This window comes from Streptomyces sp. CRN 30 (assembly GCF_034105845.1).
This window is the reverse complement of sequence record NZ_JAVRHI010000195.1, coordinates 1-13,239: the sequence shown is the minus strand read 5'-3', so window position 1 is coordinate 13,239 and position 13,239 is coordinate 1. Positions and strand designations below refer to the sequence as shown.

The 13,239-nt window shown below is 72.6% G+C and carries 9 protein-coding genes and 1 pseudogene; 9 read left to right on the top strand and 1 reads right to left on the bottom strand.

Annotated features, from left to right (window positions below; genetic code table 11):
* Positions 1–86: 86 nt before the first annotated feature.
* The 4 genes from UW392_RS20475 (at position 87) to UW392_RS20460 (ending at position 5,773) form a co-directional block, all read left to right on the top strand.
* On the top strand, positions 87–755 hold the full coding sequence (locus UW392_RS20475; RefSeq protein ID WP_320776495.1) for a response regulator transcription factor: 669 nt from the start codon (positions 87–89) through the stop codon (positions 753–755).
* 171 nt (positions 756–926) lie between these two features.
* Positions 927–3,056, top strand: a complete 2,130-nt coding sequence (locus UW392_RS20470; protein ID WP_320776494.1) for an MMPL family transporter — start codon at positions 927–929, stop codon at positions 3,054–3,056.
* A gap of 187 nt (positions 3,057–3,243) precedes the next feature.
* Positions 3,244–4,200 carry a L,D-transpeptidase gene (locus UW392_RS20465; RefSeq protein WP_320776493.1) on the top strand — a complete coding sequence of 319 codons (957 nt, stop codon included), beginning with the start codon at positions 3,244–3,246 and terminating at the stop codon, positions 4,198–4,200.
* A 178-nt stretch (positions 4,201–4,378) separates the two neighbouring features.
* Complete coding sequence (locus UW392_RS20460; protein WP_320776492.1) at positions 4,379–5,773, top strand: glycoside hydrolase family 16 protein; 1,395 nt, start codon at positions 4,379–4,381, stop codon at positions 5,771–5,773.
* A gap of 64 nt (positions 5,774–5,837) precedes the next feature.
* On the opposite strand, the gene UW392_RS20455 is transcribed toward UW392_RS20460, so the two are convergent.
* A complete protein-coding gene (locus UW392_RS20455) occupies positions 5,838–6,758 on the bottom strand; it encodes an AraC family transcriptional regulator (RefSeq protein WP_320776491.1) in 921 nt (306 codons plus the stop codon).
* A gap of 157 nt (positions 6,759–6,915) precedes the next feature.
* On the opposite strand from UW392_RS20455, the gene tkt reads away from it, so the two are divergent.
* The 5 genes and pseudogenes from tkt to UW392_RS20430 all read left to right on the top strand — a co-directional run.
* Positions 6,916–8,991 (top strand): transketolase, encoded by a 2,076-nt coding sequence (gene tkt, locus UW392_RS20450; RefSeq protein WP_320776490.1) that lies wholly within the window; start codon positions 6,916–6,918, stop codon positions 8,989–8,991.
* Positions 8,992–9,010: 19 nt separating this feature from the next.
* Positions 9,011–10,156 carry a transaldolase gene (tal, locus tag UW392_RS20445; RefSeq protein ID WP_320776489.1) on the top strand — a complete coding sequence of 382 codons (1,146 nt, stop codon included), beginning with the start codon at positions 9,011–9,013 and terminating at the stop codon, positions 10,154–10,156.
* On the top strand, positions 10,153–11,946 hold the full coding sequence (zwf, locus tag UW392_RS20440; RefSeq protein ID WP_320776488.1) for a glucose-6-phosphate dehydrogenase: 1,794 nt from the start codon (positions 10,153–10,155) through the stop codon (positions 11,944–11,946). The genes tal and zwf overlap by 4 nt, the downstream gene beginning before the upstream one ends.
* Positions 11,943–12,878, top strand: coding sequence for a glucose-6-phosphate dehydrogenase assembly protein OpcA (gene opcA / locus UW392_RS20435; RefSeq protein ID WP_320776487.1), 936 nt, complete (start codon positions 11,943–11,945; stop codon positions 12,876–12,878). The genes zwf and opcA overlap by 4 nt, the downstream gene beginning before the upstream one ends.
* Positions 12,871–13,239: pseudogene (locus UW392_RS20430) on the top strand (glucose-6-phosphate isomerase); the annotation flags it as partial. The gene opcA and the pseudogene UW392_RS20430, both read left to right, overlap by 8 nt.

The following is a 13,239-nucleotide window of genomic DNA, read 5'->3' as shown; positions in this document are numbered from 1 at the left end:
GGCGCCACCGCGGGCCGCGGCCCGGACGGCGGCTTCCGGGTCGTGGCACGGCTGCCCGCCCCGGCGGGGCGGGCGGCGGGGCCCGGGTGAGCGTGCGGGTGGTGGTCGCCGACGACCAGGAACTGGTCCGCAGCGGCTTCACCATGATCCTCGACGCGCAGGACGACATCGAGGTGGTCGCCGAGGCCGGGGACGGCGAACAGGCGGTGGCCGCGGTGCGGCGGCACGCCCCCGACGTGCTGCTCCTGGACATCCGGATGCCGGTCCTGGACGGGCTGGAGGCGGCCCGCCGGGTCTGCGCGTCCTCCGCCTGCAAGGTGGTGATGCTGACCACCTTCGACCTAGACGAGTACGTGTACGAGGCGCTGTACGCGGGTGCCAGCGGTTTCCTGCTGAAGGACGTCCGCCGGGACGACCTGGTGCACGCGGTGCGGGTGGTCGCGGCCGGTGACTCGCTGCTCGCGCCGGCGGTGACCCGGCGGCTGGTCGCGGACATCGTGCGGCGGCGCGGCGAGGAGGCGGCCACGCGGGTGCCGCCGCGCCGGCTCGACGTGCTGACCGCCCGGGAGGTGGAGACGCTGCGGCTGCTGGCCCGGGGGCTGTCCAACTCCGAGATCGCCACGGCGTTCTTCGTGAGCGAGCACACCGTCAAGACGCACGTCAGCAACGTGCTGGGGAAGCTCGGTCTGCGGGACCGGGTGCAGGCGGTGATCTGCGCGTACGAGACGGGGCTGGTGACGCCGGGCGCGCCGTGAGCGCGGTGCCCCGCGCCGGGGCGCCGTCCCCCGCGGGAGGGAGCCGACGGCCCTCTCCCCCGTACGGGCGAGGCCCGAAGACCGCTCGTACCGGCGATCCGGTGCCGCCCCGGTTCCAGGAGTCTGGGGCGGCCAGGAACGACCGACACCGACCGTTCGCCGGGAGGGACCGTGCTCTCCGTATGCGCCCGGGTGGCGACCCGCCGCCCCCTGACCGTGATGCTCCTGTGGGGCGTCTTCCTGCTGCTCGGCTTCGGCCTCGGCACGGGTGTCTTCGGCCGGCTCTCCGACGACGTGCCCGACGTCCCGGGCACCGAGTCGCAGCGGGCCGCCGACTACCTGGACGACGTCGACCCCGAGGGCGAGTCGGTCACCGCGGTGGTCGAGGCCCCCTCGGTCGCGGACCCGGAGCTGCGTGCGGAGATCCGGCGGGCCGTCGCCGACCTGCGGGACATCGCCGGCGTGGCCGCCGTGCCCGACCCGTACGCCACCGAGGGACTGGTCGCCGGGGACGGGCGGGCGCTGCTGGTGCCGGTCACCCTGCGCGGCGGCCTCGACGACGACGCCGAGGAGGAGACGGTGGACGCGGCGGTGGCCCGTATCGCGTCCGTCGACGCCGAGGTGCACGTCAGCGGCGGGCCGCTGCTCGGCCGGCAGACCGGCGAGCGGGCCCAGGAGGACGTCCGCGACGCGGAGCTGATCTCGCTGCCGGTCGTCCTGGTGCTGCTGTTCCTGATCTTCGGGGGGCTGCGGGCGGCGGGGCTGCCGCTGCTGGTGGCGGTCGGCGGCATCGCGGGGGCGTTCCTCGCGCTGTTCGGCTTCAGCCAGGTCACCGACATCTCCGTGTACGCGATCCAGGTGACGACGATGCTGGGCCTCGGCCTCGCCGTGGACTACGCGCTGCTGACGGTGGTCCGGTTCCGGGAGGAGCGCCGCTCGACGCCGGACGTCGCCGAGGCCGTGCGCCGGACGGTCGCCACGGCGGGCCGGACGGTGCTGTTCTCCGGGCTGACCGTGGCCGTCAGCCTGGCCGGGCTGCTGGTCTTCCCCAGCACCTTCCTGCGCAGCATGGGCCTGGCCGTCGCCGCGGTGGTCGTCGTGGACATGCTCGCGGCGCTGACGCTGCTGCCCGCGCTGCTGACCCGGTTCGGCGGGAAGATCTCCCCGGCGAAGGTCCGGGCCGACGGCGAGGAGGGGCGGCTCTTCGCCCGCCTCGCCCGGTTCTCCGCCCGCCGCCGGGTGGCCGTCCTCGCGGTGGTGGTCCCGGCGCTGCTGGTGCTGGCGCTGCCGGTCGCCGGTCTGCGGATCGGCATCGGCGACGCGCGGCAACTGCCCGCGGACACGGAGGCGCGGCAGCTGTACGACTCCGTGGAGAGGCACTTCCCGCCGGGCACGGGGGTGTCGCCGGTCACCGTGGTGGTGCGGCCCGGGACCGACGCGGCGACCGCCGGGCGGGTCCGGGCGCTGGCGCCGGGCGCGACGAGCCGCGAGCTGCCGGGCGGCGCGACGGTGGTGGAGCTGCGGGCCGCCGGCCCGGTGGACGGCGCGGCGGCGACCGGGCTGGTGGAGAAGGTCAGGCAGGTGCGCGGGGACGCCCCGGTGGAGGTGACGGGGATGGCGGCCCGCCTCGTCGACTTCCGGTCGATGCTCGCGGACCGGGCGGTGTGGGCGGCGCTGACCGTGCTGGGCGGCATCTCCGTGCTGCTCTTCGCCTTCACGGGGTCGGTCCTGCTGCCGCTGCGCACCGTCGCGACGACGCTGCTGAGCCTGGCCGCGGCGCTCGGCGTGGTGGTGTGGGTGTTCCAGGACGGCCACCTCGCGGGGCTGCTCGGCGCTGAGGGCCTGGGTGCGCTGAGCCTGACGGCCCCGCCGCTGATCATCGCGATCGCGTTCGGTCTCGCCATGGACTACGAGCTGTTCATCCTGGCGCGGATGCGGGAGGCGCGGGAGCGGTCCGGGGACGACCGGGAGGCCGTGGTCACCGGGCTGCGGCGCTCGGGGCGGGTGGTGACCTGCGCGGCGCTGCTGCTGGCCGTGGTCTTCGGCGCGTTCATGACGGGGGGCTTCTCCCCCGTCCTGCAGATCGGCCTCGGTCTGACCCTGGCGGTGCTGATCGACGCGACGGTCGTACGGATGTTCCTGGTCCCGGCGACGATGGCCCTGCTGGGCCGCCGCGCGTGGTGGGCGCCGCGCCCGCTGCGCCGGCTCCACGACCGTCTCGGCCTTCACGAGGCGCCCGCACCGCCCGCACCACCGGCTCCGCCCGCGCCGCCGGTCCCGGCCCAGCCGGCCGACCGGTGATCCGGCGGCGGGCCCGGGCCCTTTACCTCCCGCTCACCTCTGCCGCGTATCTCACAGCGCCCCCAGCGGACGGACAGCACCTCACAGCCCGGACCCAGCTATAAGGTGCAGACTGCACACTTCTCGCACCTCGCCCGAAAGCCGCGGAGTGCGCGCTTTCTGCCCCGAACCCGGAAAGGCCCGATCCGTGAGCACCCCCCGCATACCCGGCCAGCAGGACGCCCCCGCGGGGCGGTGGTCCCGGCGGGGCGTGCTCGCCGTGCTCGGCGCGGTGCCGGTGGCCGCGGCGCTGACCGGCACCGCGTCCGGCGCGGCGCGGGCCGCCGAGGGCGGCACCGCGAAGACCCGCACCCTGAAGGCGACCGTGACCCCGGAGGGGAACGGCACCTACGGCGTCGGCATGCCCGTGTCGATCACCTTCTCGCACGCCGTGACCCGCAAGGCCGCCGTGGAGCGGGCGATCACCGTGAGCGCCGACTCCGGCGTGGAGATCGTCGGGCACTGGTTCGGTGACACCCGGCTCGACTTCCGCCCGAAGACGTACTGGGCGAAGGGCACGACGGTCACCGTCGACCTGGCGCTGAGCGGCGTACGGGCCGGGGACGCCCTCTACGGCACGCAGGCCGAGAGCCGCGCCTTCCGCATCGGCCGGTCGCAGATCAGCACCGTCGACCTGAAGAAGGAGCGGATGACCGTCGTCCGGGACGGCGCGCGGATCGCCTCCTACCCGGTGACCGGCGGTGACAGCGAGCACACCACCTGGTCCGGGATCATGGTCATCAGCGAGCGGCTGAAGGAGACCCGGATGCAGTCCTCGACGGTCGGACTCGGCGACGAGTACGACATCGCGGACGTGCCGCACGCCCAGCGGCTCACCACCTCCGGCACCTTCATCCACGGCAACTACTGGACCGCCGCCTCCGCCTTCGGCCACAGCAACGGCACCCACGGCTGCATCGGCCTGCACGACGCCAAGGGCGGGGCGGACGAGGACACGGCGGGCTACGCGTTCTACGCCGGGTCGCTCCTCGGCGACGTGGTGATCGTGAAGAACTCCGGTGACAAGACGGTCGTGGCGTCCAACGGCCTCAACGGCTGGAACCTCTCCTGGAAGAAGTGGAAGGCGGGCAGCGCGCTGGCCTGACCGCCGGGTCACGGGAGTTCACGGGCTGAACTCCCGTACCTGTGCGGGACTTTCTCGGCTTCACCTCTTGACGACGGCAGGCCCGGGGAGCACATTGAGCACGCTCTGAGAGCGCTCTCAGAGCATGCTCGGCAGTACGACGCCCCCGCACCCCCCTTCCGTACCGAGAGGCACCCACATGCGCGTACCCTCCGGCACCCCCCTGAGACGTCGTTCCCTGCGGCGCACCCTCGTCGCCGCCCTGGGCGCGCTCGGCCTGGCGGTGGCCGGCGCCACCCTCGCCGCCCCGGCCGCGACCGCCTCCGCGCCCACGCCGCCGTCCGGCTGGACGCAGCTCTTCGCCGACGACTTCAACGGCTCCGCCGGGTCCGGCGTGAACACCTCCAACTGGCAGTACGCGACCGGGACCTCCTACCCGGGCGGCGCCGCCAACTGGGGCACCGGCGAGGTCGAGACGATGACCTCCTCCACGAACAACGTCTCCCTCGACGGCAGCGGCAACCTGCGCATCACCCCGCTGCGCGACGCGTCCGGCAACTGGACCTCGGGCCGGATCGAGACCAACCGCACCGACTTCCAGCCCCCGTCCGGCGGCAAGCTGAGCGTCGAGGCGCGCATCCAGATGCCGAACGTGACCGGCGCCGCCGCCAAGGGCTACTGGCCCGCGTTCTGGATGCTGGGCGCGCCGTTCCGCGGCAACTACTGGAACTGGCCGAGCGTCGGCGAGCTGGACATCATGGAGAACGTCCAGGGCCTCAACACCGTCTGGTCCACGATGCACTGCGGGACCAACCCCGGCGGCCCGTGCAACGAGACCACCGGCATCGGCGGTTCCACCGCCTGTCCGGGCTCCACCTGCCAGTCCGCCTTCCACACCTACCGCATGGAGTGGGACCGCTCGACCGCGGTCGAGCAGATCCGCTTCTACGTCGACGGCGTCAACTACCACACCGTGCGCGCCGACCAGATGGACGCGACGACCTGGTCCAACGCCACGAACCACGGCTTCTTCGTCATCCTGAACGTCGCGATGGGCGGCGGTTTCCCCGGCGCCTTCGGCGGCGGCCCGGACAGCGGCACGGTCCCCGGCCACCCGATGCTCGTCGACTACGTGCAGGTCCTGTCGGCCGGCGGCGGCACCACCGAGCCGCCCACCGGCAACCGGGACGCCTACTCCACCCTCCAGGCCGAGTCCTATGACGCCCAGTCCGGCACGGTCACCGAGACGACCACCGACTCGGGCGGCGGGCAGAACATCGGCGCGCTGGCCAACGGCGACTGGGCGCAGTTCAAGGGCGTGAACTTCGGCTCCGGCGCGGCGACGCAGTTCAACGCGCGCGTGGCGAGCGGCGCGGCGACCGGCGTCAGCGGCCTGGTGGAGGTCCGTCTGGACAGCCGTACGGCCACCCCCGTCGGGAGCTTCGCCGTCGGGAACACCGGCGGCTGGCAGTCGTGGCGCACGGTCCCGGCCAACATCTCCTCGGTGACGGGCACCCACGACGTGTACCTGACCTTCACCAGCGGCCAGCCGGCCGACTTCGTCAACGTCAACTGGTTCACCTTCGGGCACTGAGCCGGTCCGGAGGAACAGGGGCCCCACGCCTGCGTGGGGCCCCTTCCGTGTGCGCGGGCACCGCTCAGCCCAGTTCCGCGCGGAACGCCGCCGGCGTCATGTCGGTGTGCTGGTGGAAGAACTTCGAGAAGTTCGCGGCGTCGGGGAAGCCGACCGCCGCGCCGACCCGGCCGATCGGCATGCCGGTGTGGGCGAGGAGGCGCTTGGCCTCCAGGACGACGCGTTTGTCGATGAACGCCTTGGGGGTCTCGCCGGTGGCGGCGCGGACCGCGCGGACCAGGGTGCGGCGGGAGTAGCCGAGGGCGTCGGCGTAGGCGCTGACGCTGTGGTTGGTGGCGAAGCCGCGCTCGACGGCGTCCCGGAACAGGGTGAACGTCGTGTCCGCCTGGCGCAGCCGCGCGGCCTCGGCGGAGCTGGCCGCGAGGTGCGCGAGGCGCAGCAGGAAGGCGGTCAGCGTGTGCCGCAGCACGGCGGTGTGCAGGCTCAGCGGCAGGGTGGTGGCGTCCTCGTACTCGCGGCGCAGCTGGTCGAGGGAGGCCGTCAGGGCGTCGAACCGGGCGGCGTCGGGGTGGAGCAGCGGCGGCAGGTCGTAGCGGTAGAGGCCGGTGGCCTCGACGGTGGCGCGGGGCAGGAAGCCGGGCTGCATGGTGAGCGCGATTCCGCGGTACTCGCTGCGCCGGGAGAAGCGGTGGACCTGTCCGGGGCGGATCCACAGCACGTCACCGGCGTTCGCCTCGTACTCGGCGAAGTCGACCATGTGCCGGACCGGTCCGCCGGTGAAGACCATGACGACGTGGAAGTCGATGCGGTGCACGCGGAGCATCGGCGCCCGGTCGTGCCAGGAGCGGCCCGTGCCCATCGGGCCGACCTGCATGCCGACGCCGAGGAGGCTGAGATCGACCGGGAAGGGGAACGTCTTGATCCCGTCGCCGTCGGTCCCGTCGCCGCCCGCGCCACCGGCTTCTTTGTTCTCTTCGTCCGCCATGTCCTTCTCGTACCGTCCGCCGGAGCGCACGGGCGCCCGGGTCGTGTCCCAGTTTCACCACAGGCTGGCACACCACGACCTTCACTCCCAAAAGTCCGACTTTTAAGTTTGAACACGTCAAGCCAGATACTCCGCTCCTATCGAGGATTACTTGAAGATGAGCACGCATTCAGCGGACCGTTTCTCCTGGACCGAACTCGACCGGCGTGCCGTCGACACCGCCCGCGTTCTCGCGGCCGATGCCGTGCAGAAGGTCGGGAACGGCCACCCGGGGACGGCGATGGCCCTCGCCCCGGCGGCGTACACGATCTTTCAGAAGGTGATGCGTCACGACCCCGCCGATCCCGAGTGGACCGGCCGTGACCGCTTCGTCCTCTCCCCCGGGCACACCTCCCTGACCCTCTACACGCAGCTGTACCTCGCCGGGTACGAGCTGGAGCTGGATGACCTGAAGGCGTTCCGGACGCAGGGGTCCAAGACGCCGGGCCACCCGGAGTACGGGCACACGGCCGGTGTCGAGACCACCACCGGGCCGCTCGGCCAGGGCGTCGCCAACGCGGTGGGCATGGCGATGGCCGCCCGCTACGAGCGCGGCCTGTTCGACCCCGAGGCCCCGGCGGGCGAGTCCCCCTTCGACCACACCGTCTGGGCGATCGTCTCCGACGGCGACCTCCAGGAGGGCGTCTCCGCCGAGGCGTCCTCGCTCGCCGGGCATCAGAAGCTGGGCAATCTGGTCTTCCTCTACGACGACAACCACATCTCGATCGAGGGCGACACCGCCACCGCCTTCTCCGAGGACGTGCTGAAGCGGTACGAGGCGTACGGCTGGCACACCCAGCGCATCGAACCCGCCGAGAACGGCGACGTGGACACCGAGGCGCTGTACGCCGCGCTGACCGCCGCCAAGGCGGAGACCGGCCGGCCCTCGATCATCGCGATGCGCACGATCATCGCCTGGCCCGCGCCGAACGCGCGGAACACCGAGGCGTCCCACGGCTCGGCCCTCGGCGCGGACGAGGTCGCCGCCACCAAGCGCGTCCTCGGCTTCGACCCGGAGCGCTCCTTCGAGGTCTCCGACGAGGTCCTCGCCCACACCCGTAGCGCCCTGGACCGGGGCGCCGAGGCGCACGCCGCCTGGGACAAGCGGATCGCCGAGTGGCGCGGCGCGCTGCCCGAGCGGGCCGAGCTGTTCGACCGGGTGGTCGCGGGCCGGCTTCCCGAGGGCTGGGAGGGGACGCTCCCCGTCTTCGAGACCGGGAAGTCCCTCGCCACCCGTGCCGCGTCCGGCAAGGTCCTCCAGGCGCTCGGCCCGGTCCTGCCGGAGCTGTGGGGCGGCTCCGCCGACCTCGCGGGCTCGAACAACACCACGATCGACAGGACCAGCTCCTTCCTCCCCGAGGGCAACCCGCTGCCCGAGGCCGACCCGTACGGCCGTACCGTCCACTTCGGCATCCGCGAGTTCTCGATGGGCGCGGAGATGAACGGCATCGCGCTGCACGGCAACACCCGGATCTACGGCGGCACCTTCCTGACCTTCTCGGACTACATGCGCAACGCGGTGCGGATGTCGGCGCTGATGCAGCTGCCGGTGACGTACGTGTGGACGCACGACTCCGTCGGCCTCGGCGAGGACGGCCCGACCCACCAGCCGGTCGAGCACCTGGCTTCGCTGCGCGCCATCCCGGGCCTGAACGTGGTCCGCCCGGCCGACGCCAACGAGACCGCCCTCGCCTGGGCCGAGATCCTGCGGCGCCACTCCACCGCCCCCGCTCCGCACGGCTTCGCCCTCAGCCGCCAGGGCCTGCCGACCTACGCGCCGAACCCGGACACCGCCAAGGGCGGCTACGTCCTGGCGGAAGCCTCCACCGGCACGCCGGACGTCATCCTGATCGCCACCGGCTCCGAGGTGCAGGTCGCCGTCGCCGCCCGCGACCTCCTCGAAGCCGAGGGGACCGCCACCCGGGTGGTGTCGATGCCGTCCGTGGAGTGGTTCGAGGAGCAGCCCCGCGCCTACCGGGAGAGCGTCCTGCCGCCGTCCGTGCGGGCCCGGGTGGCCGTCGAGGCCGGCATCGCCCTGACCTGGTACCGCTACGTCGGCGACGCGGGACGCATCGTCTCGCTGGAGCACTACGGCGCCTCCGCCGACGCCAAGACCCTGTTCGCCGAGTACGGCTTCACCGCCGAGAACGTCGCCGCCACGGCCCGGGAATCCCTGGCCGCAGCCCGCGGTTGATCGCGTAGTACGAAAGAAGATGATCACTGTGACCGAAGCAACCGCGCCCGCGGGAGCACTCAAGCGCCTGGCCGACGAGGGAGTCTCCGTCTGGCTGGACGACCTGTCCCGCACGCGGATCGAGTCGGGCGGCCTGGCCGCGCTGACCGAGAACGGCGGCGTCGTCGGCGTCACCACCAACCCCTCCATCTTCCAGGCCGCCATCGGCTCCGGCGCGGGCTACGAGGAGCAGCTCGCCGACCTCGCGGTGCGCGGCGTGACCGTCGACGAGGCGGTCCGGATGATGACCACCGCCGACGTCCGCGCCGCCGCCGACGTGCTGCGCCCGGTGTACGAGGCGACCGGCGGCCGGGACGGCCGGGTTTCCATCGAGGTCGACCCGCGCCTCGCCCACGACACGGCGGCGACGATCGCCGAGGCCCGGCAGCTGTCCTGGCTGGTGGACCGCCCCAACGTCATGATCAAGATCCCGGCGACCAAGGCGGGGCTGCCGGCGATCACCGAGGTCATCGGCGCCGGGATCAGCGTCAACGTGACGCTGATCTTCTCCCTGGAGCGCTACCGCGAGGTCATGGACGCCTACCTCGCCGGTCTTGAGAAGGCGCAGGCCGCGGGGATCGACCTGGGCACGATCCACTCCGTCGGCTCCTTCTTCGTCTCCCGCGTCGACGGCGAGATCGACAAGCGGCTGACCGTGCTGGGCACGGACGAGGCGCTCGCGCTGAAGGGCAGGGCGGCCCTGGCCAACGCGCGGCTGGCCTACGAGGCGTACGAGGAGGTCTTCGCGGGCAGCCGCTTCACCGCCCTGGCGGGTACCGGCGCCAACCGGCAGCGCCCCCTGTGGGCGTCCACCGGGGTGAAGGATCCGGCATACCGGGACACCCTGTACGTGGAGGAGCTGGTCGCTCCCGGCACCGTGAACACCATGCCGGAGGCCACCCTGGCCGCCACCGCCGATCACGGTGACGTCCAGGGGAACACGGTCACCGGCGGCTACGCCCAGGCGAGGGCCGACCTCGCCGCCGTGGAGCGGCTCGGCATCTCGTACGACGAGGTGGTGGAGCAGCTGGAGCGGGAGGGCGTGACCAAGTTCGAGGCGGCCTGGCAGGACCTGCTCGACGCCGTGACGAAGTCGCTCAACAGCAAGGGAGTTGACGGGGAATGAGCGAGGAGCTTCCCGACCCGGAGGCGGGCGAGACCAAGGCGACGAAGGAGGCCAAGGAGGTCCGCGACGCCCAGGAGGCCGCCGGGGTCGTGGCCGCCGGGGAGAGCGGCGCGGCGGCCGGCGGGTCCGGTGCGTCCGGCGCGTCCGCGAAAGGCGCCGCGTCCGCGAAGAAGAGCGGCGCGGCGGCGAAGCGGAGCGGGGGACGCGCGAAGAAGAGCGCGGGCACCGCACCCGCCGACACCTCCGCCGAGGTGATTCCTGCCGCCGACTGGAGCAATCCGCTGCGGGACGCCACCCAGGACCGCCGGCTGCCCCGGATCGCCGGTCCGTCCGGGCTGGTCATCTTCGGTGTCACCGGTGACCTGTCCCGCAAGAAACTGATGCCGGCCGTCTACGACCTGGCCAACCGCGGGCTGCTGCCGCCGGGCTTCTCGCTCGTCGGCTTCGCCCGCCGCGACTGGGAGGACCAGGACTTCGCGCAGGTCGTGCACGAGGCCGTCAAGGAGCACGCGCGCACCGAGTTCCGCGAGGAGGTCTGGCAGCAGCTCTCGGAGGGCATGCGGTTCATCCCCGGCGACTTCGACGACGACCAGGCGTTCGAACAGCTGCGCAAGGCCGTGGACGAGCTGGACGCCTCCCGGGGCACCAGCGGCAACTACGCCTTCTACCTCTCCGTGCCGCCGAAGTTCTTCCCCAAGGTCGTCCAGCAGCTGAAGAAGCACGGCCTCGCGGACGCCCCGGAGGGCTCCTGGCGCCGCGCGGTCATCGAGAAGCCGTTCGGCCACGACCTGGAGAGCGCGCAGGAGCTGAACGCGCTCGTGCACGACGTGTTCGAGCCGGACCAGGTCTTCCGCATCGACCACTACCTGGGCAAGGAGACGGTCCAGAACATCCTGGCGCTGCGCTTCGCCAACACGATGTTCGAGCCGATCTGGAACCGGTCCTACGTCGACCACGTGCAGATCACGATGGCCGAGGACATCGGCATCGGCGGCCGCGCCGGGTACTACGACGGCATCGGCTCCGCCCGTGACGTCATCCAGAACCACCTGCTCCAGCTCATGGCGCTCACCGCGATGGAGGAGCCCGCCTCCTTCGACGCCGCCTCGCTGCTCACCGAGAAGCTGAAGGTGTTCCGCGCGGTGCGGCTGCCGGACGACCTCGGGGAGCACACCGTGCGCGGCCAGTACGCGGGCGGCTGGCAGGGCGGCGAGAAGGTACGCGGCTACCTGGAGGAGGAGGGCATCGACCCGGCCTCCACCACCGACACCTTCGCCGCGATGAAGCTGGCCGTCGACAACCGCAGGTGGGCGGGTGTCCCGTTCTACCTGCGGACCGGCAAGCGCCTGGGCCGCCGCGTCACCGAGATCGCGGTCGTCTTCCAGCGCGCCCCGCACTCCCCCTTCGACACCACCGCCACCGAGGAACTCGGCGCCAACGCGATCGTCATCCGCGTCCAGCCCGACGAGGGCGTCACCGTCCGCTTCGGCTCCAAGGTGCCGGGCACGTCCATGGAGATCCGGGACGTGTCGATGGACTTCGCCTACGGCGAGTCCTTCACCGAGTCCAGCCCCGAGGCGTACGAACGCCTGATCCTGGACGTCCTCCTCGGCGACGCCAACCTCTTCCCGCGTCACCAGGAGGTGGAGGAGTCCTGGCGGATCCTCGACCCGGTCGAGGAGTACTGGGCCACCCACGGCAGGCCCGCCCAGTACCCCTCCGGCAGCTGGGGACCCAGGGAAGCCGACGAGATGCTCGCACGAGACGGACGGAGCTGGCGCAGGCCATGAGGATCGACCTGACCGACACCACGGCAAGCAAGATCAACAAGGCGCTGGTCCAGGGCCGCCGGGCCATCGGCACCCCGGCCGTGGGCATGGTCCTGACGATGGTCATCGTCACGGACGAGGAGAACGCCTACGACTCGCTGAAGGCGGCCGAGGAGGCGTCGCACGAGCACCCCTCGCGCACCCTGGTCGTCATCAAGCGGCACACCCGCAACCCGCGCGAGCGCACCAAGTCCCACCTCGACGCCGAGGTGCGGGTGGGTTCCGAGGCCGGCACCGGCGAGACGGTCGTGCTGCGCATGTACGGCGAGGTGTCGCAGCACGCCGACTCCGTCGTGCTGCCGCTGCTGCTCCCGGACGCCCCGGTCGTCGTGTGGTGGCCCGTCGACGCCCCCGACGACCCCGCCGGGGACCCCCTCGGCGCACTGGCCCAGCGCCGGATCACCGACCTGTACGCGGTGGAGAACCCGATGGAGACGCTGCGGGCCCGGGTCCGCAGCTACGCGCCCGGCGACACCGACCTGGCCTGGACCCGGCTGACGCTGTGGCGCTCCATGCTGGCCGCCGCCCTGGACCAGGCGCGGATGAAGGTGACGTCGGCGACGGTCGAGGCGGAGGCCGACAACCCGGCCGCCGAGCTGCTGGCCCGCTGGCTGGAGGCGCGCCTCGGGGTGAGCACCGACCGGGTGGTCAGCGACGGCCCGGCCGTCACGACCGTCCGCCTCGGCACCGCCGCCGGCGAGATCGTCATCGACCGGCCCGAGGGCCCGGTCGCCTCACTGACCCTGCCCGACCAGCCGCCGCGCACGCTGGCGCTGAAGGTCCGCTCCACCGCGGAACTGATCGCCGAGGAGCTCAGGCGCCTCGACGCGGACGAGATGTACGCCATCGCCCTGCGCGGCGAGGCCACCGAGGAGACCCCTGTCCATGTCTGACAACCCCGAGCTCACCCGCCGCCCCGAGTGGACGGCCCTGGAGGACCACCGCGCCGACGCGCTGCTCCGGCCGGACCTGCGTGAGCTGTTCGCCGCCGACCCGAAGCGCGCGGAACGGTACGTGGTGCGCGTCGGTGACCTGCGCATCGACTACTCCAAGAACCTCGTCACCGACGAGACCCTCGCCCTGCTGCGGGAGCTGGCGACTGCCACGGACGTCTTCGGGCTGCGGGACGCCATGTTCCGGGGCGAGCGGATCAACGTGACCGAGGACCGCGCGGTGCTGCACACCGCGCTGCGCGCCCCGGCCGACGCGGTGATCGAGGTCGACGGCGAGAACGTCGTCCCGCAGGTCCACGCG

Bases quoted from the DNA above. Each gene is read 5' to 3' on its own strand.
- tal (WP_320776489.1), top strand. From the start codon at position 9,011: ATGATCACTGTGACCGAAGCAACCGCGCCCGCGGGAGCACTCAAGCGC.
- UW392_RS20455 (WP_320776491.1), bottom strand. From the start codon at position 6,758: ATGGCGGACGAAGAGAACAAAGAAGCCGGTGGCGCGGGCGGCGACGGG.
- tkt (WP_320776490.1), top strand. From the start codon at position 6,916: ATGAGCACGCATTCAGCGGACCGTTTCTCCTGGACCGAACTCGACCGG.
- UW392_RS20460 (WP_320776492.1), top strand. From the start codon at position 4,379: ATGCGCGTACCCTCCGGCACCCCCCTGAGACGTCGTTCCCTGCGGCGC.
- opcA (WP_320776487.1), top strand. From the start codon at position 11,943: ATGAGGATCGACCTGACCGACACCACGGCAAGCAAGATCAACAAGGCG.
- zwf (WP_320776488.1), top strand. From the start codon at position 10,153: ATGAGCGAGGAGCTTCCCGACCCGGAGGCGGGCGAGACCAAGGCGACG.